The sequence below is a fragment of the Enterococcus montenegrensis genome, from assembly GCF_029983095.1.
GTDB classification, from domain to species: Bacteria; Bacillota; Bacilli; order Lactobacillales; family Enterococcaceae; genus Enterococcus_C; species Enterococcus_C montenegrensis.
In genome coordinates this window covers 1,881,244-1,904,844 of record NZ_CP120467.1, presented here as the reverse complement: position 1 = coordinate 1,904,844, position 23,601 = coordinate 1,881,244, and the positions used below count along the sequence as shown (strand labels likewise).

25 protein-coding genes are annotated in these 23,601 nt (G+C 37.7%); 23 read left to right on the top strand and 2 right to left on the bottom strand.

Going from position 1 to position 23,601, the window contains the following annotated elements:
• The first annotated feature begins 10 nt into the window (after nt 1–10).
• The 14 genes from P3T75_RS09175 (at nt 11) to recN (ending at nt 12,738) form a co-directional block, all read left to right on the top strand.
• On the top strand, nt 11–877 hold the full coding sequence (locus tag P3T75_RS09175; RefSeq protein ID WP_206903861.1) for a carbohydrate ABC transporter permease: 867 nt from the start codon (nt 11–13) through the stop codon (nt 875–877).
• Nucleotides 878–888: 11 nt separating this feature from the next.
• Nucleotides 889–3,042 carry a 1,3-beta-galactosyl-N-acetylhexosamine phosphorylase gene (gnpA, locus tag P3T75_RS09170; protein ID WP_282461397.1) on the top strand — a complete coding sequence of 718 codons (2,154 nt, stop codon included), beginning with the start codon at nt 889–891 and terminating at the stop codon, nt 3,040–3,042.
• Nucleotides 3,035–3,199, top strand: coding sequence for a DUF6903 family protein (locus P3T75_RS09165; RefSeq protein ID WP_282461396.1), 165 nt, complete (start codon nt 3,035–3,037; stop codon nt 3,197–3,199). Before gnpA ends, P3T75_RS09165 begins: the two co-directional genes overlap by 8 nt.
• A gap of 11 nt (nt 3,200–3,210) precedes the next feature.
• A complete protein-coding gene (locus tag P3T75_RS09160) occupies nt 3,211–4,104 on the top strand; it encodes an ROK family protein (RefSeq protein WP_206903864.1) in 894 nt (297 codons plus the stop codon).
• 200 nt (nt 4,105–4,304) lie between these two features.
• On the top strand, nt 4,305–4,862 hold the full coding sequence (efp, locus tag P3T75_RS09155) for an elongation factor P (protein WP_206903865.1): 558 nt from the start codon (nt 4,305–4,307) through the stop codon (nt 4,860–4,862).
• Nucleotides 4,863–4,888: 26 nt separating this feature from the next.
• Nucleotides 4,889–5,311 (top strand): Asp23/Gls24 family envelope stress response protein, encoded by a 423-nt coding sequence (locus tag P3T75_RS09150; protein WP_206903866.1) that lies wholly within the window; start codon nt 4,889–4,891, stop codon nt 5,309–5,311.
• Nucleotides 5,304–5,771, top strand: a complete 468-nt coding sequence (nusB, locus tag P3T75_RS09145; protein ID WP_206903867.1) for a transcription antitermination factor NusB — start codon at nt 5,304–5,306, stop codon at nt 5,769–5,771. Before P3T75_RS09150 ends, nusB begins: the two co-directional genes overlap by 8 nt.
• 346 nt (nt 5,772–6,117) lie before the next feature.
• Complete coding sequence (locus P3T75_RS09140) at nt 6,118–6,975, top strand: bifunctional methylenetetrahydrofolate dehydrogenase/methenyltetrahydrofolate cyclohydrolase (RefSeq protein ID WP_282461395.1); 858 nt, start codon at nt 6,118–6,120, stop codon at nt 6,973–6,975.
• Entirely contained in the window at nt 6,976–8,328 is a 1,353-nt protein-coding gene (xseA, locus tag P3T75_RS09135; RefSeq protein WP_282461394.1) for an exodeoxyribonuclease VII large subunit, read from the top strand.
• Between the two features lie 52 nt (nt 8,329–8,380).
• On the top strand, nt 8,381–8,602 hold the full coding sequence (locus tag P3T75_RS09130) for an exodeoxyribonuclease VII small subunit (RefSeq protein WP_206903870.1): 222 nt from the start codon (nt 8,381–8,383) through the stop codon (nt 8,600–8,602).
• The gene (locus tag P3T75_RS09125) at nt 8,599–9,495 is read left to right on the top strand and encodes a polyprenyl synthetase family protein (RefSeq protein ID WP_282461393.1); all 897 of its coding nucleotides are present in this window, start codon (nt 8,599–8,601) and stop codon (nt 9,493–9,495) included. Before P3T75_RS09130 ends, P3T75_RS09125 begins: the two co-directional genes overlap by 4 nt.
• A 1-nt stretch (nt 9,496) precedes the next feature.
• Entirely contained in the window at nt 9,497–10,312 is an 816-nt protein-coding gene (locus P3T75_RS09120) for a TlyA family RNA methyltransferase (protein WP_282461392.1), read from the top strand.
• Between the two features lie 281 nt (nt 10,313–10,593).
• The gene (gene argR / locus P3T75_RS09115) at nt 10,594–11,043 is read left to right on the top strand and encodes an arginine repressor (protein ID WP_206903873.1); all 450 of its coding nucleotides are present in this window, start codon (nt 10,594–10,596) and stop codon (nt 11,041–11,043) included.
• A gap of 18 nt (nt 11,044–11,061) precedes the next feature.
• Entirely contained in the window at nt 11,062–12,738 is a 1,677-nt protein-coding gene (recN, locus tag P3T75_RS09110) for a DNA repair protein RecN (protein WP_206903874.1), read from the top strand.
• 190 nt (nt 12,739–12,928) lie between these two features.
• Here recN and P3T75_RS09105 read toward each other — a convergent pair whose 3' ends face one another.
• Nucleotides 12,929–13,045, bottom strand: coding sequence for a DUF4044 domain-containing protein (locus P3T75_RS09105; protein WP_016172522.1), 117 nt, complete (start codon nt 13,043–13,045; stop codon nt 12,929–12,931).
• Nucleotides 13,046–13,123: 78 nt separating this feature from the next.
• Nucleotides 13,124–14,077, bottom strand: coding sequence for a magnesium transporter CorA family protein (locus P3T75_RS09100; RefSeq protein WP_206903876.1), 954 nt, complete (start codon nt 14,075–14,077; stop codon nt 13,124–13,126).
• Nucleotides 14,078–14,250: 173 nt separating this feature from the next.
• On the opposite strand from P3T75_RS09100, the gene P3T75_RS09095 reads away from it, so the two are divergent.
• The 9 genes from P3T75_RS09095 (at nt 14,251) to P3T75_RS09055 (ending at nt 23,573) form a co-directional block, all read left to right on the top strand.
• On the top strand, nt 14,251–14,619 hold the full coding sequence (locus P3T75_RS09095) for a DUF3397 domain-containing protein (protein ID WP_282461391.1): 369 nt from the start codon (nt 14,251–14,253) through the stop codon (nt 14,617–14,619).
• Between the two features lie 162 nt (nt 14,620–14,781).
• Entirely contained in the window at nt 14,782–15,213 is a 432-nt protein-coding gene (gene mraZ / locus P3T75_RS09090) for a division/cell wall cluster transcriptional repressor MraZ (protein WP_206903878.1), read from the top strand.
• A 14-nt stretch (nt 15,214–15,227) separates the two neighbouring features.
• Nucleotides 15,228–16,181, top strand: a complete 954-nt coding sequence (gene rsmH, locus P3T75_RS09085; protein WP_282461390.1) for a 16S rRNA (cytosine(1402)-N(4))-methyltransferase RsmH — start codon at nt 15,228–15,230, stop codon at nt 16,179–16,181.
• Nucleotides 16,182–16,195: 14 nt separating this feature from the next.
• Entirely contained in the window at nt 16,196–16,606 is a 411-nt protein-coding gene (gene ftsL / locus P3T75_RS09080; RefSeq protein WP_206903880.1) for a cell division protein FtsL, read from the top strand.
• Entirely contained in the window at nt 16,607–18,811 is a 2,205-nt protein-coding gene (locus P3T75_RS09075) for a penicillin-binding transpeptidase domain-containing protein (protein WP_282461389.1), read from the top strand.
• Between the two features lie 206 nt (nt 18,812–19,017).
• A complete protein-coding gene (gene mraY / locus P3T75_RS09070; RefSeq protein ID WP_282461388.1) occupies nt 19,018–19,980 on the top strand; it encodes a phospho-N-acetylmuramoyl-pentapeptide-transferase in 963 nt (320 codons plus the stop codon).
• Nucleotides 19,981–19,993: 13 nt separating this feature from the next.
• Entirely contained in the window at nt 19,994–21,358 is a 1,365-nt protein-coding gene (murD, locus tag P3T75_RS09065; RefSeq protein WP_282461387.1) for a UDP-N-acetylmuramoyl-L-alanine--D-glutamate ligase, read from the top strand.
• 15 nt (nt 21,359–21,373) lie between these two features.
• On the top strand, nt 21,374–22,468 hold the full coding sequence (murG, locus tag P3T75_RS09060) for an undecaprenyldiphospho-muramoylpentapeptide beta-N-acetylglucosaminyltransferase (RefSeq protein WP_206903884.1): 1,095 nt from the start codon (nt 21,374–21,376) through the stop codon (nt 22,466–22,468).
• Between the two features lie 10 nt (nt 22,469–22,478).
• Nucleotides 22,479–23,573, top strand: coding sequence for a cell division protein FtsQ/DivIB (locus tag P3T75_RS09055; RefSeq protein WP_282461386.1), 1,095 nt, complete (start codon nt 22,479–22,481; stop codon nt 23,571–23,573).
• The last annotated feature ends 28 nt before the right edge of the window (nt 23,574–23,601 follow it).

Genomic DNA, 23,601 nt, shown 5'->3' with positions numbered 1-23,601 from the left:
GGGAAACAAGATGAAAAAATCTACAAAACTTTATAAAATCTTTGTCTATGTTGCCCTCATCACGTTGGCAATTTCGATTGTTGTACCGATTGCGTGGGTATTTTTAGCATCAATTAAAGAAAATTCAGAGTTTTACGGCGATCCGTGGGCACTACCAAAAGGCTTTTATTTCGACAATTTTGTAGCCGCCTTCCAAAAAGCTAACATGGGACTTTACATGTGGAATTCAGTCAAAGTAACAGCACTGGCATTAGTGATTTTAATTGTTGTGGCACTCCCAGCAGCATACGTTTTAGCCCGCTTCAAATTTAAAGGCCGTGGGATTTTAAATACATTGTTTATGATGGGCTTGTTTATTAACTCCAATTATATTGTCGTACCGATTTTTCTAATGCTTTTGGACGGGGATAATGCATTGCGAAAAATCAGTGGTCAAGGTTTCTTTATTGATAATCTCTTTGTTTTAGCCCTTGTGTATGCCGCTACAGCCTTACCTTTTACGATTTATTTATTATCAAATTATTTTCGTACGTTATCTTCTTCATATGAAGAAGCAGCTTATATTGATGGCGCTGGTTTTTTCAAAACGCTGGTGGTCGTCATGGCGCCTTTGGCAAAACCAAGTATTATTACGGTTATTTTGTTTAACTTCTTGAGTTTTTGGAATGAGTATATCATTGCCTTAACGTTGATTCCAGGTCCGAATAAGACGTTACCAGTCGGGTTAATTAATTTGATGGCCGGACAAAAAGCAGCTGCTAATTATGGGCAATTATACGCCGGATTAGTAATCGTGATGTTACCTACACTAATTTTATATATTTTAGTTCAAAAACAATTGACCCAAGGAATGACAGTTGGCGGGAATAAGGAATAGGAGAGACGAAGATGGAAAAAGGAAGAGTAACCATTCCAAGTGAGAGTAACTTCTTGGCAGAAACCAAACGTTTAATGGCTTTGTGGGGGGCAGATGCCATTCGCGATAGCGATGGTACAAAGCTTGATGAAGAGCTAAAACAAATTGGAGCAAAAATTTATACGACTTATTTTGTAGCAAGAGGACACAATGACTTTGCCCAAAAGCACTTAGAAGAAGTGCAACAAGCTTTTTTGTTAAGTGAGCGGGTCTGTGCCACAGAAGATGAACCTAAAATTTGGTTTATGAAAGGTTATCTAGAAGAACAACTGCAACCAAATTACAGAGAAGATCCCAAAGAATTATGGGAAGTATACGATCGAACGACTGGTGAGAAGTTAGCCAATGAAGATTGGCAAGTGGATCAAGAACAAAATGTCGTTTCTTTAAAAAAATGGCAACCTTATCATGAGTACACAGTTTCCTTTTTAGCCAGTATGATTTGGGATCCAACCCAAATGTACAATCATATCACCAACGATTGGGGAGATAAACCCCATGAGATTCCTTTTGATATTAGACAGCCTGAGTCCAAAGCCTTTGTTCGTAATTTTTTGATCAACTGGCTAGCCGATAATCCAGATACTGATGTGGTGCGTTTTACGACCTTTTTTTATCATTTCACACTATTTTTCAATGATCAAAAAAAGGAAAAATTTGTCGATTGGTTTGGTTATGGTTCGACGGTATCTGTGCGAGCGTTAAAAGAATTTGAACAAGCCTATGGCTACAAATTACACGCCGAAGATTTTGTTGATGAAGGGTATTATAATTCACCATTTCGTGTTCCTTCCCAAGCCTTTTTGGATTATATTGATTTCATCCAACGCTTTGTTGCAAATGAAGCCAAAAAGCTAGTGGAAGTTGTACACGATGCTAAACGAGAAGCGATGATGTTTCTAGGAGATAACTGGATTGGAACAGAGCCCTATGGACCTTATTTTAAAGAAATTGGCTTGGATGCAGTTGTAGGAAGCGTGGGCAACGGAACAACTTTAAGAATGATTTCAGAAATTCCCCATGTGAAGTACACGGAAGGAAGATTTTTACCGTACTTTTTCCCAGATGTTTTTTATGAGGGAAATGATCCAACAATCGAAGCCAAAGAAAACTGGTTAACAGCACGACGCGCTATTTTACGTAAACCTGTCGATCGCATTGGTTATGGCGGGTATTTATCCCTAGCCAATAAATTCCCTGAATTTGTTGATTACGTAAGTAGTGTCACTGCAGAATTTCGCGATTTGTATGAAAGAATAGCAGATGTCAAACCTTATGTAGGCATAAAAGTTGGTATTTTAAACTCTTGGGGAAAACTGCGTTCATGGCAGACTCATATGGTGGCCCACGCTTTGTGGTATCAACAAATTTATAGCTATCTTGGTGTCTTAGAGTCATTATCAGGACAAAAAATTGCCGTTGAATTTTTAAACTTTGCGGATATAAAAGCAGGTGTTCCAGGAGATATTGATGTTTTGATTAATGTAGGAGATGCGGGTACCGCGTTTTCTGGTGGCAAAAATTGGCAAGATACACAATTAATTGCAACTTTAACGAAATGGGTAGCAAACGGTGGTGGTTTAATTGGAATTGGAGAACCAACGGCTCATCTAGCGAATGGACGCTTCTTCCAATTGGCGCATATTTTAGGTGTCGACAAAGAATTAGGATTCAGCTTATCGACAGATAAATACTTTAAAGATGAAGTTTCAGCACATTTCATCACCGACAAAGCAACGCAGGTAGAATTTGGAGAAATGCAAAAAAATATTTATGCACTATCGGAAGAAACACAAATTTTACGCTATCTTGATGGTAGTGTACAATTGGCTACCCACGACTTTTCTAAAGGACGTGGCGTGTACTTTAGTGGCATGCCTTATTCACCAGAAAATGCACAAATCTTTTTACGGGCCATTTATTATGCAGCCCATAAAGAAGAAGAGTTAAACATTTGGTATGCAGAAAATCCCGATGTGGAAGTTCATGCGTATCCAGAAAAAAGACAATATGCGGTGGTAAATAATACAGACGAAAAACAAGTGTCAAAAATTTATACAGACAAAAAAAATTACGTGATTACATTGGCTCCTGGGGCAATCGAATGGAGGAATTATGATGAGTAAAGCGAAGTTTTGGCTGCAGGTAGCAGTCTTTATCGTCTGTTTTTTATTAATCGTTTATGGACAAAAAAATATTGGCTATACAGGTTTAGCGTTACAAGTTGTAGGTCTTGCAGGGCTACTTAGTCTTTTGTGGGGCTATAACAAAAATTATCAGTAGGAGATGGCAAAATGAAATATGCAATCGGTATTGATATTGGGGGGACAAAAGTTGCTGGTGGTTTGGTGGATGAACTGGGGAATGTCACCCATATCACCCGTCTACTTTCAAGTGCTAGTGATCGTGAAGGAATGTTTGCTGTCGTTTGTCGCGTAATCGAACAAGTGTTAGTTGATAGTAAGCTATCCCCTCATGAAGTGTGTGTAGGACTAGGAGTTCCCGGTCTAGTGGACCGCAAAGCTGGTGTGGCAGTTTTTCAAAATAATTTAGCTTGGGAAAATTTTCCAGTTGTGGCGCGCTTAAGAGAAGCATTCCCAGCTGTGGGAAATATCGTGATCGACAATGATGTCTATCAAGCAACGCGAGCAGAATGGAATTATGCTGGTCTTAAAAATGAGGAATTACTCGTCTATGTCACCATTAGTACAGGATTGTCTTGTGCTATTATGACTAGAGGTGACTTTATTCGTGGCAATGGTTTTGCCGGAGAACTTGGTTTAATTCCATTAAAGAAAAGAAATGGTCAAATGTATTCTGTCGAGCAAAGTGCGGCAGGTCCTGCTTTAGCAGAACAAGGCAAAGAAGCCTATAATGATGGGACTGTAACACCAGAAGAAATTTTTCGCCGTTATCGCTTAGGAGAACCCTTAGCAAAAGATTTAGTGGAAGCTTGGGGCAAAGATGTTAGTCAGGCGATATACACCATCGTGTCATTGCTAGACCCACAAAAAATTGTTTTTGGCGGCAGTGTTATGACGCTAAATCCTGATTTACTTCCATTAATCAAAACAAAATTAGGAGAATGGATTGTTCCTGCGCAAAGTCATAGTATTAGTACATTAGCTATCTCTCCTTATCCAAACACTGGCGGAATTATTGGGGCTGGTTTACACGCCTTGCAGTAATTTTTTAAGCGCAATTTTTTATTTGGTTTTATCCGATAAAAAATTGCGTTTTTTTTGTCGTGAACGCAAACTGTTTTACATAAGAGTTGCAGCTAACAAAGAGGGTTTTTATAGCCTTTGGATTAAAATAATGATAAACTATTAACGAATATGCTGGATTGCAGACAGCCTTTTGGTGCTAGTAAATAAGGAGGATAGCCATGATTTCAGTAAATGATTTTAAAACAGGTTTAACAATTGAAGTTGACGGTGATATTTGGCGTGTGGTAGATTTCCAACACGTAAAACCTGGTAAAGGGGCAGCTTTTGTCCGTTCAAAATTAAAAAATTTGCGGAATGGCGCCGTGCAAGAAAAAACTTTCCGAGCCGGTGAAAAAGTTGCGAAAGCGCAAATTGATAATCGTAAAATGCAATACTTGTATGAAAGTGGCGACAGCCATGTTTTTATGGACTTGGAAACTTATGAACAAATTGAGATTCCAACAGAACAAATTAAAGACGAATTGAAATATATGCTAGAGAACATGGAAATCACGGTTATTATGTATGGATCAGAGATTTTAGGTGTTGATTTACCAAATACTGTGGTTTTAGAAGTTGCTGAAACAGAACCCAATATCAAAGGAGATACTTCTTCTGGGGGCGGTAAACCAGCAACCATGGAAACTGGCGTGACCGTGAACGTACCGTTTTTTGTTAATCAAGGCGATAAATTGATTATTAATACAACTGACGGTTCATATGTTTCACGCGCATAATTGTAATTAGACTGGGGGACGTCATTGTGGCTGACGAAAAGAATTTAGTATTAGATGCAAATCAAGATTTAGGAGAAATTGTAATCGCTCCTGAAGTGATTGAGATTATTATTGGGATTGCCGCTTCCAAGGTTGACGGTGTCTATGACATGCAAGGAAGCTTTACGAGTAATGTGACCCAACTATTAGGTCGTTCAAACCATGGTAAAGGTGTTTCTTTAACTATTGACGAGACCGGGATTAAGGTTGACCTTTACTGCTATATGAAGTATGGTGTTTCTGTGCCAAAAACAGCAATGGAAATTCAAGAACGAGTGAAACAACAAGTACTCTTTATGACAGATGTTGAATTAACTGAGGTAAACGTTCATGTTGTTGCTGTCGTACCAGAAAAAATTGAAACACCAGATTTAGATGAATTATTTGAAAATGAGGAAGAAAATGAGTAAAGAATTATCTCGTCACGAGATCCGAAAAATGGCCTTACAAGCTTTATTTCCCTTAGATTTTAACCAGGATTTAGACAAAAAAGATGCCATTATGCAAGCAATCGAATTAGAGCACCACGAAATGGTGGACGCAGAACAAGAAAATTTTGTTCCTGCATATTTAGATCAATTAGTAGTAGGTGTGTGCGAACATAAAGTTGCCTTAGATGAATTGATTCAAAAACATTTAAAAAAAGGTTGGAGTATTAAACGTCTTTCTAAAATGGATTTGTGTATTTTACGCATTGCCAGCTACGAAATGATGTATGAAAAAGATGTTCCCAACAAAGTGGCCTTAAACGAAGCCTTGGAGCTGACCAAGACATTTAGCGATGATCAATCACGTAAATTCGTCAATGGGGTTTTATCCGCAATTAATACGGATTTGACTAAAGAAGTGGCCGATAAGGATAAACTGTAGTGAAATAAATTAAGGCAGGTGAGAATCTTAAATGATTTTCACCTGTTTTTTTAGTGATTAGAATTTTTTTAAGACACGAGGGAATCTGCTTTTTAGTCAATTTTATTGGTAGTTTACTTCAAAAATTAACTTTAGTGGCAATCTGTAAAGTATTTCAAAAATTAAGAGAGCATTTTAAAAATATTTTGCCTGAATTACTCAAAAGTTAAGTGAATTTGCCAAGCCTTTATATGCTGTGAGTTGATTTTATTTTTCAATGGTAAATTCTTACAAAATATCGCGGGAACTTTCACAATAAAACTCCCCTGTGCTAGAATAGGTCTAAATGAATGAAAGAGGCGATTGTGTGGCCCAATTATTAGATGGAAAAAAATTAGCAACAACGATGCAGGCAAAAATGAAAGATGAAGTTCAAAAGATTAAAGAAAATGATGGAACAGTGCCTGGTTTAGTCGTAATTTTAGTAGGCGAAGATGCTGCCAGCAAAATTTATGTTCGTAATAAAGAAACGGCAGCAGGTAAGATGGGAATTTATTCTAAAGTTGATCGACGGGCAGCTGATATTACTGAAAAAGAATTATTGGCTTTAATCGAAACTTATAATCAAGATCCACGTTTTCATGGAATTTTAGTCCAATTGCCGCTTCCTGCCCATATTGATGAAGAAAAAGTCATCATGGCCATTGATCCCAAAAAAGATGTGGATGGCTTTCATCCTTTAAACATTGGCCGTTTGTTTGCTGGAGACCCCTTGATGGTTCCATGTACCCCTTATGGAATTATGAAACTTTTAGCAGCTTACGATATTTCAGTAGCTGGGAAAAATGCGGTAGTGATTGGTCGTAGTAATATTGTTGGTAAACCAATGGCTCATCTTTTGTTACAGGAAAATGCGACAGTAACGATTACTCATTCCAAAACCAAAAATTTACCAGAAATTGCTAGACAAGCTGATATTTTGGTTGCAGCAGTAGGTGTCGGACATTTAGTGGATGAAAGTTATGTAAAAAAAGGTGCCGTCGTGGTCGATGTGGGCATGAATCGCGATGCAAATAATAAGTTGATCGGTGACGTTGATTTTGCTGCGGTGGAGCCGATTGCCGATTTTATTACGCCAGTTCCTGGTGGTGTAGGACCTATGACGATTACGATGTTGTTGTATCAAACAATCAAAGCTTATAATATGCAGAAATCAGGTGTTTAAATGGCGCAGGAGTATTTAACAGTCACGGCTTTAACCAAGTATTTGAAACGTAAATTTGATGCAGATCCGTATTTGGAAAAAGTGTACTTGACTGGTGAAATCTCAAATTTTCGCTTGCGACCTAATCATCAATATTTCTCTTTAAAAGATGATGGAGCTAAAATTTCTGCGGTAATGTTTAAAGGCGCGTTTAGTAAACTAAAATTTCAGCCAGAAGAAGGAATGAAGGTTTTTATTGTAGGGCGTATTTCCCTTTATGAAGCAAGTGGAAATTATCAAATTTATGTTGAACAAATGGAACCTGATGGCGTCGGAGCTTTGTATCAAGCCTATGAACAATTAAAGGCAAAGCTGGAAAAAGAGGGCTTGTTTTTAGCGCCAAAGAAAGCTTTACCCAAATATCCTAAAAAAATTGCCGTTTTAACCAGTCCTAGTGGAGCCGTCATTCGTGATATTATGACAACTGTGAAAAGACGGTATCCGATTGCTGAGATTACGTTGTTTCCAACTGTGGTACAAGGATATAAAGCAGCCGGAGATGTCGTAGCTAATATTGAACGTGTAGAAGCCAGTGGAGATTTTGATACGATGATTATTGGCCGTGGGGGTGGCTCGATTGAGGATTTGTGGCCATTCAATGAAGAAAAAGTTGCACGGGCAATTTTTGCAGCTAAAACGCCGATTATTTCTTCGGTAGGACATGAAACAGATACAACGATTGCCGATTTAGTAGCGGATGTGAGAGCGGCAACACCGACTGCCGCAGCCGAATTGGCGGTACCGGTGTTAAGTGATGAGATTTTAAAAATTAAAGAACGACAAACGCGACTAGAACAAGCCTTTATGCATCAACTAGCCTTGAAAAAGGAACGTTATGAACGTCTAAGTGCTTCGTATGTCTTGCGCCAGCCGGAACGATTGTATGAAGCTCAAGCGATTAAATTGGATCAGTTGACACAACGGCTGCTGCAAAGTACGCAAAATCGTCTTTTTGAAGAAGAAAAAAAAGTTATGCAACTAGATCATAATTTGCGTCAATTTAATCCTAAAAATAAAGTAAATGAATTAATGCAACAACAAAACTATTTACAAGAACGTTTAGAAAAAAGTATTTATCACTTGTTACAACAAAAGCAACAAGTGTTTCAAAATACAGTGCAGTCTTTGGATTTATTAAGCCCGCTAAAAATTATGGGACGAGGCTATAGTTATACTACTAAAGACGATAGTGTGATTAAAAGTGTTACAGAAATTGCAGTGGACGATACATTAGTTGTTCACTATCAAGATGGTCTGGCCACAGCAAAAGTTAAAAGCATTGCTGAGACAGACAATAAGAAGATAAGCGAGTAAACTAAAAAAAGCTTTAATGTTAAAGCAGCGTCTTTATAAAATGGAGGAAATAATGGCTAAACAAACATTTGAAGAATCATTGCAAGAATTAGAAGTTATTGTAAAGCAGCTAGAACAAGGAGATGTTCCTTTGGAAGAAGCTTTGACTGCCTTTAAAAAAGGGATTACATTGAGCAAGCAATGTCAAGAAACTTTAACCAAAGCCGAAGATGCACTAACAAAGATTATGCAAGAAAACGGTGAGACTGTTGTATTTGAAGAGGAAGAAAAATGAGTTTATTAACGACTTTTAAAAACGATCAGCTCCCATTGGTTGAAGCTGAAATGCGCAATTTTCTAAGACAGCAGACAACAGATGAAACACTCCTTAAAAGTATGCTCTATTCAATTGATGCTGGGGGCAAAAGAATACGCCCGCTATTATTATTAGCCACGATTGCCGGTTTTGAAAAAGAAATTGATTTAGGTGCCTATCAGGTAAGTGCAGCACTAGAGTTGATGCACACCTACTCGTTAATTCATGACGATTTACCGGCGATGGATAATGATCAACTGCGGCGCGGTTTACCAACAAACCACATGAAATTTGGTGCGGGAATGGCGACTTTAGCAGGTGATGGGCTTTTGACTGAAGCATTTCACCTTTTAAGTCGAGCTGATTTAGACGGTGAATTGCGTTTATTATTAGTTCAAAATCTAGCCAAAGCTAGCGGCAGTTTTGGGATGGTTGCCGGTCAAGCGGCAGATGTGCAAGCCGAAGGAAAGCTATTGAATTTACAAGAAATGGCTTATATACACCAACGCAAAACAGGGGCCTTGTTTACGTTTGCGTTGACAGCTGGAGGTTTGTTGGCTCAACAAGAGGAAAGTGTCATCGCCTTATTAGCTGTTTTAGCGGAGCATTTAGGACTAGCTTTTCAAATTCGCGATGATTTATTAGACGTAACTGCAACTACTGCCCAATTAGGTAAAAATGTCGGTCATGATGCTGCGTTAAATAAAAGTACCTATCCAGCTTTACTGGGGGTAGAAAAAAGCTATCAATTATTAGCAGCTGAATTAGCAGCATCCAAAGAATCTCTTAAAAAATTACAGGAAATTTCACTGGTGAAACCAGAGTTGCTGCTTATGTTAACAGAAGAATTAACCTTGGAGGCGAAGTTGTAAGATGAAAAAAGAACGTGTAGATGTTTTAGCACACCAACAAGGTTTATTTGAAACCAGAGAGCAAGCTAAAAGAGGTGTGATGGCAGGGTTAGTCTACTTAGCTAAAAATAGCGAACGCTTGGATAAACCCGGTGAAAAGATTGCAGAAGATGCCCTGTTAGAACTAAAAGGCGCCAAATTACCCTATGTTTCTCGCGGCGGTTTAAAATTAGAGAAAGCTTTACAAGTTTTTGATTTGACGATGCAAGATAAAGTTTTGTTAGATATCGGCGCTTCTACAGGTGGCTTTACTGATGTGGCGTTGCAAAATGGTGCGAAGTTAAGCTATGCATTAGATGTCGGCTACAATCAATTGGCATGGAAACTACGCCAAGATCCCCGGGTAGTCGTGATGGAACGTACGAATTTTCGTTATAGTAAACCGGATGATTTTATCAATGGCTTGCCACAAATTGCCACAATTGATGTCTCCTTTATTTCACTAAGTTTAATTTTACCTCCGTTAGCTAAAATTCTAGTGGACAACGGAGATGTCATGGCCCTTATCAAGCCTCAATTTGAAGCTGGAAAAGAAGCAGTAGGAAAACACGGAATTGTAAGAGATCCTAAGGTCCATCAAGCGGTATTGGAAAAGACGCTAAAAATGGCAGTAGCCAGCGGATTTTCTGTGGTTGGGCTAGACTATTCACCAATTAAAGGTGGCGAAGGAAACATTGAGTTTATCACCCACCTGAAAAAAAGTGAAGTTCCAGTGCTGGCTGCAGATATTGTCATTTCCGATGTGGTGGATAGAGCCCATCTGCAATTAAAACAATGAAAGTTTTAGCTCCATCATCCAAATAGTAATTGTATTTTAATTTTACAACGTTTCTCCTTGAGCTAAAGCGTTGTAAAAATAGCTAAAGTACAGCTACTATTTGGATTTTTTTTATTTTTAAGGAAAGTAACAGGGCAATTTTAGTTTTACTCCTACCTTTATTTATACGCAAAAATACGTTATTATTAATAAGAATTCAAAGTAAAATAATTTTTAGAAAAAGGCGTGTGAATTGATTTATTTGATTTACTGCGGCTTTATTTTATGTGAAGGAGCAAGCTATGAGAAAGAAAGAGCGTCATCGTTTGATTACCCGCTTGTTAACAGAAAAGAATATCCAAAAACAAGAAGACTTTGTTGATTTGTTAAAAAGTCGCGGTGTTGTGGTTACACAAGCAACGATTTCTCGTGATATAAAAGAATTAAAATTAATCAAAGTACCATCCCAAGAAGGTGGCTATCGTTATAGTCTACCAGCTGAAACAGCAGAAGATGTAGGCGCCAAATTAGAAAAAATGTTAAAAGACGCCTTTGTTTCTGTCGATCAGATGGAAAAATTTGTGGTGTTAAAAACATTACCCGGAAACGCGTCTGCTATCGCCAATTTAATTGAAAAAAGATTTCAAGATAATCTTTTTTCGGTGTTAAATGATGATGATACGGTTTTAATGATTACCCGGACGGAAACGGCAGCGCAAGATTTACGTCGGGAATTTTTACGCTTTTTATAAAAGCAGGAGTTGAGGCAGATGTTAGTAGAATTAGCGATTAAAAATTTTGCCATTATTTCCAGCCTGCGACTGCAGTTTCATGAAGGAATGACTGCCTTAACCGGGGAAACAGGAGCAGGTAAGTCGATTATTATTGATGCGATGGGCCTTTTGTGTGGTAGTCGTGGATCGAGTGATTATATTCGTGAAGGCAGCAGTAAATGTAGTCTAGAAGGCTTATTTGAATTGCCTAAAGATAGTCAATTTAGTGAACTATTACAAGAATTAGGCATTGAAACAGAAGAGGAATTATTAATAGTGCAGCGAGATATTAGCCAAAGTGGTAAAAATATTTGTCGCGTGAACGGGCGCACATTGACGTTAGCTAATTTGCGCCGGATTGGGGCTTTTTTAGTTGATATTCAAGGGCAAAATGAACATCAAGAACTTTTGCAGCCGGAACGTCATTTGCATTTATTGGATCAATTCGGTGGTAAAAAATTTCATGGGTTATTGGAAAAGTATCAACGAGCCTATGAAAAATTTACCCATTTGAACCAGCAGATGCGTAAAATTCAAGCCAATGAACAGTCCTATGTACAAAGAGTGGATATGCTGCATTTTCAGCAAGATGAAATTGCCAGCGCAAATTTAGTACCAAACGAAGAAGAAGAATTAGCAGAAGAACGAGCAAAATTGGGTAACTATCAAAAAATTGTCGATAGTTTGGCCCAAAGTTATGCGCTTTTAACCAATGATGAAGCAAATAGTTTAGATGGAATCGGTGCAGCTTTAACGAGTATGCAAGATATTGCGCATTTGGATAGTGAATACGAAACAGTCAGTGAAAATTTACAATCTGCTTTTTATCTGTTACAAGATGCTGCTGGGGATATTTCCCGGCAATTAGATAGTTTATCCTTTGATGAAGGTCGCCTAGAAGAGGTTAACCAACGTTTGGAATTAATTCGCCAATTAAAACGTAAATATGGTGAAACTATTTCAGAAATTTTAGTTTACTATGATGAAATAAAAAAAGAATTGGCAGAATCGGCTTTTTCTGAAGGACAGTTGGAACAATTAGCAAAAGAGGTCAGTGCCCAAGAAGAAATTACTTGGCACTTAGCTGAAGAATTACACCAAGAGCGCAAAGAAATTGCTAGAAAACTTGCCAAAGCAATTGTAACCGAGTTAAAAGAACTCTATATGGAACACAGTCAATTTGAAGTACGGTTTAAAAATGGTAAAAAAGTACTCCATGAAAATGGGTTTGATGAAGTTGAATTCTATTTGACTACAAATCCGGGAGAACCGTTAAAACCATTAGTCAAAGTCGCGTCTGGTGGGGAATTATCGCGGATGTTGTTAGCATTAAAAACCATTTTTTCTCAAAGTCAGGGCATTACAAGTATTGTTTTTGATGAAGTTGATACTGGCGTGAGTGGCAGGGTCGCACAAGCTATTGCCGAGAAAATCGCTAAAATTGCTGAAAACTCACAAGTTCTATGTATTACCCACTTGCCACAAGTGGCCGCCATTGCCGATTATCAATATTACATTAAAAAAGAAATTAGCCATGGACGGACCCAAACGATCGTCTCTGAATTAGCCCCGAATAAACGAGTGAATGAAATCGCCCGTATGTTAGCGGGTTCAGAAGTGACAGATTTAACGCTGGAACACGCCAAAGAACTTTTAGCTATGGCAGGTCATTAAAGTGTAAAAAAACCGTGGAATGTAAATGTTTTTCTGTGATTAGATTGAAATTAAAAAGTAAAACAGAATTAGCACTAAGACAAAAAGACCATAAAATTCAAAAGATAGCGCTCAAGCTTTTGGATTTTATGGTCTCTTTGTTTATAGCTGGACAATTCGTCTCCAGTTTTTGTTTAATCAGTATTCATTTTTACATGACGCTTAAAATGGCAGTCAAAAAGACAGAACCAACCGTTAAAATTAGCATCGTCCAGATGACGATTTTAGTTACTTTACTAAAAGTGCTGCTTGATTTTTTTTCGTTCATAGAGGCCACCCTTACATAGATTCTTCTCTTGGAGTTTACTCTCTTTTGCGCCTTACTTCAAGTAAACTGGCAATAAATTCACAAAAGATTCTTCTTTTTTAAATATTTAATTGCTAAATAGCAAAGAAGGATCGTAGCACCAGTAATCAGTAAAAAAGCATTATCCGATTCGGCAAAAGGCAGTTTTACATTCATGCCATAGATACCACCTATAATAGTAGGAATTGTTAAAACGATCGTTAGAGAAGTCAAAATTTTCATCACGATATTCAAGTTGTTTGAAACAATGGCCGAAAAAGTTTCATTCATTTGACTAACGAGTTGTAAATTGATTTTAGCAGAGGTCATGGACTGCTTTGTTTCAACTAATATATCATGGAGATGATTATGATAAGCATGATGATCTTGAAACTCGGTTGTGCTGGCTAATTTAGTTAAGGTTTTAAAATTAGCTTTTGTAGCGGCTTCAAACAAAACCAGACTTTTTTGAATATCCATAAGTTGATAGAGGTGTTTATTTTCGGTGGAAACTTGGATTTGGCCTTCTAATTTGTCGACTTGCCGTTTTAAATCAGCCAGATTTTGATTATACGTTAATGCCAAATGCCATAAAATTTGTAAAACCAAGTTTAACTTGCTGCTCATATCATTTTTAGGTAACGGTTTTTCCAAAATAGCTTTAAAAAAAGGCATATGATAGTTGCAGACGGTAATCAGTTTTTTGTCAGGGGTGATAATTAAGGCTAAAGGGTAAGTATTAAATTGCAAATAACCACTAGGACTTGTTGAAACATAAGGAAACTGTAATAATAGCAACGCGGGAATTAAAAAGTTTTCTTGGTTAAGGCCTTCAGCACGCGCATTTTCTGCATCGTCTAAGACACTGGTTAAGTAATCTTTTGGCAATTCGTATTTTTTTGAAAGATGTTCGATTTCTTCATTGGTTGGTTTTTCAACATGAAGCCAAAGAGACTCTTTAATATCTTCTGTTACATTCAATTGATTATCTTTAAGAAAATAATGCGTAATCATGTAGTCACATCCTTTATGAAACATTATAATAGAAAAACGGTGTGATTTCTTTTGAAAGGGCATGAAAACTTAAGAAAAACTTAGGTGACTACAAGAACTTTTAAAAGAACTGTTACACGGATGTAAAGAAAATCAAGTATAGTTACCCTAGCGGTATGGAGAGGAAATGAAAAATGGAAAAGTTTACACCGTTATTAGCATTTTGGTACATTTTTCCGGTAATCGTTTTGGTTGCCTGTAACTTTTTAGTTACGACCTTTGCTTTAACGAAACGTTTCAAAATCAAAGCACCAGACTTGGCTGTTCCTTTTCTTTTTTTGGGAATCAACCAAGTATCACAAGCTACTTTTGCTTTTTCAGCATTACCGTATTTTATTATTGGTATGTTGGTTTTAGGGATTGGCTTGGCAATTTTCCACGCTTATTTTTATGGTGAACTGTCTTACGGACGTTACTTGAAAATGTTTTGGCGCTTGATTTTTCTGTTAACAATGGTATTTTATATTTTTGTTATTGTGCTTAGCATCCTGCATTTTGTCTGATTTTCTAGCATTCAAAAGTGAAATGAATTTGTTATTGATTCTGTTGTCTTTCTTGGTGAATAAAAGTCAAAAAACTTCTCTGATTAGTATACATAATTGGTGGTAGAAAGTGGGGGATTGTGGTAGACTGTGTATATCAAGTGGTGACAGGGGGCTTTTTCGATGTTTATGGGGGAATTTCAGCATTCAATCGATGCAAAAGGTCGTTTAATCGTCCCCGCGAAATTACGAGAAAAACTCGGCGAAAAGTTCATTGTCACAAGAGGACTTGATGGCTGTCTATTTGGTTATCCGATAGCAGAATGGGAAAAATTAGAAGAAAAGCTAAATGAAATGCCATTGGCTAAAAAAGATGCCCGTACCTTTGTCCGTTTTTTCTACTCCGCAGCAACTGAGTGTGAGATTGACAAACAAGGTCGGATTAATATTCCCCAGACTTTACGAAAGCACGCCAGTTTGACGAAAAATTGTGTGATTACCGGCGTTAGTAACCGTATTGAAATTTGGGATGAAGCAAAATGGCAGGCTTTCTCAGAAGAAGCCGAAGAGAATTTTGACGAAATTGCCGAAACAATGATTGATTTTGGCTTATAGAAAGAGGAACTTAAATGGCGGAGTCGTTTCAACATTACACCGTGATGCTTAAAGAAACAGTCGATGGACTAAATATTAAACCAGACGGTATTTATGTTGATTGTACCTTAGGCGGAGCCGGTCATAGTCAATATTTATTATCCCAATTGAATGAAAAAGGTCATCTTTATGCCTTTGATCAAGATCAAAAAGCAATTGATCATGCAAAAGATTTTTTAAAAGACGCGATTGCAGCTGGAAAAGTAACCTTTATAAAAAGTAATTTCCGCAATTTAGCTGCCGCATTAAAAGAGCAAGGAATAAATCAAGTTGATGGAGTTTTATATGACTTAGGTGTTTCATCGCCACAACTTGATGAAGCGAGTCGAGGCTTTAGTTACCATCAGGATGCGCCTTTAGATATGCGTATGGATCAAACGGCAGATTTTTCTGCTTATGATTTAGTTAATACTTATGATTATCATGATTTAGTCAAAATCTTCTATCGCTACGGCGAGGAAAAATTTTCTAAACAAGTGGCCCGTAAAATCGAACGCGCACGTCAAATTGCGCCAATTGAAACTACCGGAGAATTGGTGGATCTAATTAAAGAGGCGATTCCTGCACCGGCAAGACGTAAGGGTGGTCATCCAGCGAAACGAATTTTCCAAGCGATTCGCATTGCAGTCAATGATGAGTTAGGTGCAATTGAAGAGTCTCTAGAACAAGCGATAGCACTTTTGAATGTTGGTGGTAGAGTGAGTGTGATTACCTTTCACTCGTTAGAAGATCGTTTGGTTAAAAATATTTTTAAAGAATACAGCAGTTCCAAAGATTTGCCACCAGGTTTACCAATCGTACCAGTGGAATATCAACCAGAATTAAAATTAATTAATCGCAAACCAATTGTTGCAACTACAAAAGAGCTTGATGAAAACAATCGCTCCCGTAGTGCAAAATTGCGAATTGCTGAAAGAATTAAAGAATAAAAAGGAGCGTCGAAATGGCAGAAGCGAAACGTGAATATCACTACGATATGAATCAAGCAGCACCACAAATTGAACAACCAAATCCGTCAGCGAAACCATCGACGCCACCTCGTCCTGAAATTATTCGCATCCCATCTTCACCCGCACGAAAATTAAAACGTATCAGTGGTTTGGAAAAAATTATTGGAATCTTTCTTTTGGCAGCAGTTATCGGATTAGCTGTTTTAACTGTCTATGTAAGGACTGATATCAGTCAACTAGAACGAGAAGTTTCCCAAATTGAAGCACAAACAACACAGCAAGCGGAAGAAAAAACGCGGCTAGAACAAGAAAAAAGCGAACTTTCGAAAACTGAGCGAATTAAAAAAATCGCAGAGAAAAAAGGACTTAAAATTAACGATGATAATTTAAGGAAAGTGAAGTAAATGCGTTTTAAACGAATTAGAAAGTATTTCCGCAAGAAAAATCAAAATCCAACGAACAACCGCAAAAAAGTAGGGATTATTCTCTTTGCTACGAGTATTGGGTTGTTCTTTTTGTTTGCCACTCGTTTGGGCTATTTAGTCGTAGTAGGAAACGTTGCTGGCACATCACTGGAGAAAAAGACAGCGGCATTATATGAAGGCAGCAAAGTAGTCAAGGCTAAAAGAGGAACGATTTACGACCGTAATGGTGTTGCAATTGCTGAAGATGCTACCTCTTATTCTTTAAAAGCTATTTTGTCAAAAAATTACAAAACCGGGGATAAAAAACTGTATGTTCAAAGTAAGGACTACGAAAAAGTTGCTACTATTTTGCATGATATTTTAGGCTTAGATGAAAAAGAAGTCATCGATCGCCTTAAAGACGGTGCCAAAAATGAACTGTATCAAGTGGAGTTTTCCGGTAAGGGAAAAAATATAACTTTAGAGAAAAAGAAAAAAATCGAAAAAGCGATGGAAAATGCAGGACTTTCGGGATTAGACTTTGATGAACATCCCAATCGTATTTATCCTAATGGTACATTTGCATCTCATTTTATTGGTTATGCCGAGCCTGAAGTAGATGACAAAGGAATTGATAAAGGCTTAGTTGGCAAGATGGGATTGGAGGCTGCTTATAACGATATTTTAAGCGGGACAGATGGCAAAATTGTTTATCAAAAAGATAACTACCAAAACCCATTGCCAGGAACCGTTGCTCAAAAAAAAGCAGCCAAAGATGGTCAAGATATTTACACAACACTTGATAGTGGATTACAAACTTATTTAGAATCCTTAATGGACACTGCTGTTAAAAAATACAAACCAGAAGATGCGACTGCTGTCTTGATGGAAGCTAAGACTGGCGAAATATTGGCCATGACACAACGTCCAACTTTTAACCCTGAAACAAAAAAAGAATTTTCTGATAAAAACTTCAATTGGATGAACCTGTTAGTTGAAGATCGCTACGAACCGGGTTCAACGATGAAAGTAATGACTACCGCAGCGGCAATTGAGTCCGGTGTCTTTAATGAAAACGAGACGTTTACTTCTGGTGAAATTAAAATTGCTGATGCCACAATTAACGACTGGGATTACCAAGAGCAACGCCGAACTTTGAATATGCGACAAGCGCTATCTTGGTCAAGTAATGTTGGAATGGTAAAACTCGAGCAAAAAATGGGAGATACGTGGCAACAGTATTTGAAGAAATTTGGTTTTGGTCAAAGTACTTACTCTGGTTTGCCGGGGGAAAATAGTGGTATTTTACCAACCAATAATATTGTGGATAAAGCCATGAGCTCATTTGGTCAAGGGGTTGGGGTAACGAATTTTCAAATGATGCGGGCATTTTCTGCAATTGCCAACAATGGTAAAATGTTAGAACCACATTACATTAGTAAAGTTGTTAACAGTCAAAATGGCACAGAACGTGTAACCGAACCTGAAGTGGTGGGCAATCCTGTTAGTGCACAAACAACGGCAAAAGTACGCGAATATATGCGGGATGTAGTGGAAAGCAAAGACTATGGCAGTGCTTATGACGTGTATCATGTCCCAGGCTATAAAATCGCTGCTAAAACCGGTACTGCCCAAATTGCGGATGAAAAAAATGGCGGCTATTATCAAGGGGATACAGCTTATTTGTATTCTATTGTTGAAATGGTACCTGCAGAAGATCCAGAGTATGTGTTGTACATGACGATGAAGATGCCTGAACATTGGGAACAAAAAGCTTTAGGCGATATTGGGAATTCATTATTAAAACGTGCGATGGAATTTAAAGATGAACAGACAGATCCCGCTAGTGAGAATACAGAAAAAATTGAAATTGCCGACTATCGTAATTTAGGAACAGACTCTGCTGCAGCTGATGCCAGCAAAAATGGTTTAGTTCCTGTCGTGCTTGGCACAGGTAGCAAAATTAAAGAACAAGGAACTTCCCATGGAACAAAAGTATTAGCCGGAGAAAAATTATTGCTGCTAACGACTGGTTCAGAATATTATATGCCAGACGTAACTAGTTGGTCTAAAGCTGACTTAGTTAAATTAGGCGACTTGTTGGGGGTAAAAGTCACTTTTAAAGGTGATGGCTACTGCACAGCACAAAGCCTGGCTCCTTACGAGCGCATCGGTGATAAGGCAATAGAATTCACCATGGAATAATTTTTCTAAGCGATTTCTGCTGTAGAAAAATGATATACGCAGTGAAAATAAAATTCATTTTTTAGAAAAAATGAATACATTAAAAAGAACTAGGATGTCAGTTTTTCTAAGTGATTTCCACTGTAGAAAAATGATATACGCAGTGAAAATAGAACTCATTTTTTAGAAAAAATGAATACATTAAAAAGAACTAGGAGAATTAAAAAATGGAATGGACAAAGATGATTTTACCGATTGTGAGTAGTTTTGCGATGACCTATGCCGTCATGCCACTTTTTATTGGTTATTTTAGAGTCAAACAATTTGGACAAGAAATTCGTGATGAAGGACCAATGTGGCATAATGCTAAGGCTGGTACACCAACAATGGGTGGCGTTGTCTTTTTAATTGCCTCGGTTTTAACAGGCCTTTGGGTAGGTGCGTGGCAAAATTTACTAACACCATCGTTGTTCATTCTTTTATTTATTCTATTTTTATATGGTTTATTGGGTTTTTTAGATGATTTTATTAAAATCTTTAAAAAACGCAATATGGGGTTGAATTCTCTACAAAAATTAATTGGTCAAATTTTAGGCGCAATTATTTTTTATGTTGTTTTTTTACATGAGGGAAATGCGAACACATTAAATATTTTTGGTTTAGAAGTTAACTTAGGAATTATTTATGGGCTTTTTGTCATTTTCTGGTTAGTTGGTTTTTCCAATGCGGTTAATCTAACGGACGGTATTGACGGATTGGTATCCGGGTTGGGGGTTATTTCCTTTGCAACTTATGGTATGATAGCTTGGAAGCAAAACCAATTTGATGTCTTGATCATCTGTTTAAGTGTGATTGGTGGACTATTGGGTTTTTTCCCTTACAACCACAAACCAGCAAAGATTTTTATGGGAGATGTAGGATCGCTTGCCCTTGGCGGTTTGCTTGCGGCAACGTCAATCCTTTTACATCAAGAGTGGACGTTGTTATTGGTTGGTTTAATTTATGTGATTGAAACAGCCAGTGTTATGTTACAAGTCACTTCCTTTAAATTAACCGGTAAACGCCTGTTTAAAATGTCACCTATCCATCATCATTTTGAGATGAGCGGTTGGACTGAATGGAAAATCGATCTGGTTTTTTGGGGGATCACGGTAGTCTGTTCTGCACTTACGCTTTTGATTATTTGGTAGGAGATGGAAAAAAATGAAGCAAATTAGTGAATATCAAAATAAAAAAGTTCTTGTGCTGGGATTAGCAAAGAGTGGATTCAGTGCGGCCAAATTGTTACATGATTTGGGCGCACTTGTTACCGTTAACGACGGTAAACCCTTTGAAGAAAACCCGGAAGCACAAGATCTTTTAGCGTTAGGGGTAAAAGTTGTTACAGGAAGTCATCCAATTGAATTGTTAGATGAAGATTTTGCCTTGATGGTGAAAAATCCGGGGATACCTTATAGCCAGCCGTTAGTTAAAAAGGCTTTAGAAAAAGGTCTGCCAATTATTACAGAAGTTGAGTTAGCTTATAAAATTGCTGAATGTCCGCTAATTGGGATTACAGGGACAAATGGTAAAACGACCACGACTACTATGATTGGTGAAATTTTAAATGCGGGTATGCGGGAAGGTAAAGCGCTACTAGCCGGCAACATTGGCTATCCTGCTAGTACAGTCGCCCAACATGCGCAAAAAAAAGACGTTATGGTGACTGAACTATCAAGTTTTCAATTGATGGGAATTCAGACTTTTCATCCTGAAATTGCGGTTATCACCAATATTTTTTCGGCACATTTGGATTATCATGGTTCACAAGCTGAATACGAAAAAGCCAAATGGCATATCCAAGAAAATATGACGCCAAATGATTATCTAATTTTAAATTGGGATCAAGCAGTATTACAAAATTTAGCGAAAAAAACCAAGGCAGAAGTTATTCCCTTTTCTAGCACACAAGTTGTTTTGGGCGCCTATCAAAAAGCCGGTAAGCTGTACTTTAAAGATGAATTTATCATGGACTCAGATACATTAGGTGTTCCCGGAAATCATAATGTGGAAAATGCCTTGGCCGCAATTGCAGTAGCAAAACTTAAAGGCATTTCAAATGAAGATATCAAAGAAACACTACAAAGTTTCAGTGGTGTGCCGCATCGAACACAATTTGTCGGTACTGTTAATGAACGACGCTTTTTTAATGATTCCAAGGCTACCAATATTTTAGCTACTGAAATGGCTTTAAGTGGTTTTGACCATGAAAAATTAATTTTATTAGCAGGTGGATTAGATCGTGGTAATAGTTTTGATGAATTGGTTCCATCTTTAGTCGGTCTGAAGGCTGTAATTGTTTTTGGTGAAACCAAAGATAAGCTCGCACAAGCCGCACGAGATGCAAAAGTACCACAGATTGAATTTAGTGAAAATGCTGAAACCGCAGTTGAAAAAGCCTATGGAATTAGTGAAGTCGGCGATACGATTTTATTATCTCCGGCAAATGCTAGTTGGGATCAGTATAAAAACTTTGAAATTAGAGGAGATCGCTTTATTGCGGCGGTCAATAACTTGAATAAACAATAGAAATGAGCGAAGCACGTGAAAATACTAGTAACCGGTGGCGGAACAGGGGGACATATCTACCCAGCCTTAGCCTTTGTGAATTATGTTAAACAACAAGAACCGGCTTCTGAGTTTATGTATGTTGGTGGAAAAAAAGGATTAGAAAATAAAATTCTACCAAAAACGGATATTCCTTTTAAAACGTTAGAAATACAAGGATTTAAGCGCAAGTTGTCTTTTGATAATGTTAAAACACTGCAACTTTTTTTTAAGAGCATCAAAGAAGCAAAACAAATTTTAAAAAACTTTAAACCTGATGTTGTAATTGGAACAGGAGGCTATGTTTCTGGTGCGGTAGTTTATGCCGCTGCCAAAATGAAGATTCCCACAATTGTTCACGAACAAAACAGTATTCCAGGGATAACCAATAAATTTTTAAGTCGTTATGCGACAAAAATTGGGATTTGTTTTAAAGATGCTGCCCAGTTTTTTCCTGCAGAAAAAACGGTATTGGTAGGGAATCCTCGTGCCAGTGAAGTTAGCAATACGCAAAAATCGGATATTTTAACAACGTTTGGTCTAGCAAAAGAAAAGCCTACCGTTTTAATTTTTGGTGGTAGTCAAGGGGCATTAAAAATCAATCAAGCTGTTACAGCTGCGCTCCCGATTTTTGCTAGTCGAGATTATCAGGTTTTATACGCTTCTGGTGAACGCTACTTTAATGAAATTAAAGATGCAGCAAAGATTGATTTAAGCCAGTTGACAAATGTCAGGGTTGCCCCCTATATTGATAAAATGGCAGCAGTGATGGTTTGCTGTGACTTATTGGTGGGACGTGCTGGTGCAACATCTATTGCCGAATTTACGGCTTTAGGCTTGCCAGCAGTTTTAGTTCCAAGTCCTTACGTGACCGCAGATCATCAAACAAAAAATGCGCAAAGCTTAGTCGATGCTAAGGCAGCACTAATGATTAAAGATGATGCGCTAACAGCTGAAACATTAGTTCGTGCTGTTGACGAAATTATGCAAGATCAAGCAAAACGCCAACAGATGGCTAAGGCCTCTAAGGCTGAGGGAATTCCAGATGCTAGTGAGCGTTTATATCAATTAGTTAAAGAAATTACAGTGTAAGTTAAAGGTGGTGACGCATATCAGTAAAAAAGACCAGTCCAAGCAAAAAGGTGAGAATTCTGATGTTCATGCAGTGGATCTGACGCCCTGGCAAAAGGCCAACTTGGAGTATCGGAAAAAAAATGGTCAAGATGCGCCGTGGTCGCCAACAGTCATTGATGGGCAAGAAAAAGAAGAAGTGCAGTTACCCGAAAATGCGAGCGACTTACCAGCTGAGGGAGGATCGTTAAATCCTAATGGTTCTTTTGCCGATCGGCTGCCAAAATTGAAATATGAGCGCAATTCGGTTCTTTATCGCCGCTTAGCAATTATCATCACGCTGTTTTTGATTCCGTTGTTATTTGCACTTTATTATGTTTCACCATTAAGTAAATTATCCGCACTTCATGTGGTGAAAAATGATGCCGTCCCAAAGGCTGCTGTGACAAAAGCGGCAGACTTTAAACTGAGTCAAGGCCTGTGGTCGCAATATTTTCAGCGTAGTAGTAATGAAGAGAGGATAAAAAAAGCACTACCACGTGTTAAAAATGTGGCAATCTCAATTGAACATTTCAACGAATTTAAACTAGCGATTACCGAATATCAAGAAGTGGCTATTTTAGAAAAAGGCGACAGTTATGCCCCTGTCATTGAAAATGGGAAAGTGTTAGCAGAGACAGTCAAAGAACCAGCTAAAAACTTACCAATTTTAGAAGATTTTAAATCGCAAAAACGAATTTTAGCTGTTTTAACGCAATATCAAAAACTTTCGCAAGAATTACGTTCTAGCGTGTCTCAAATTAAATACACGCCAACTAGCGCTAATCAAGAATTGCTAAATCTATTAATGAATGATGGCAATACGGTGATTATTAATATCTCGAATTTAGCAGAACAATTAAAATACTATCCTCAAGTTGCTAAAGAATTAAAAGGCAAAGGGGTAGTGGATATGGAAGTGGGGATTTTCACTTATCCTTATCCCAAAGAAGAAAAAAAAGCTACTACAAAAACCAATGAAACAACAACCGCAAATGATACTACCAATCAAAATGAAACTAATGAAAATACAGCAGAAAATGAAAACCAAAGTGAAACAAATAATAACAGCCAAATAGGGCAATAAAAATTTCAAATATTTTTCATAACGTATT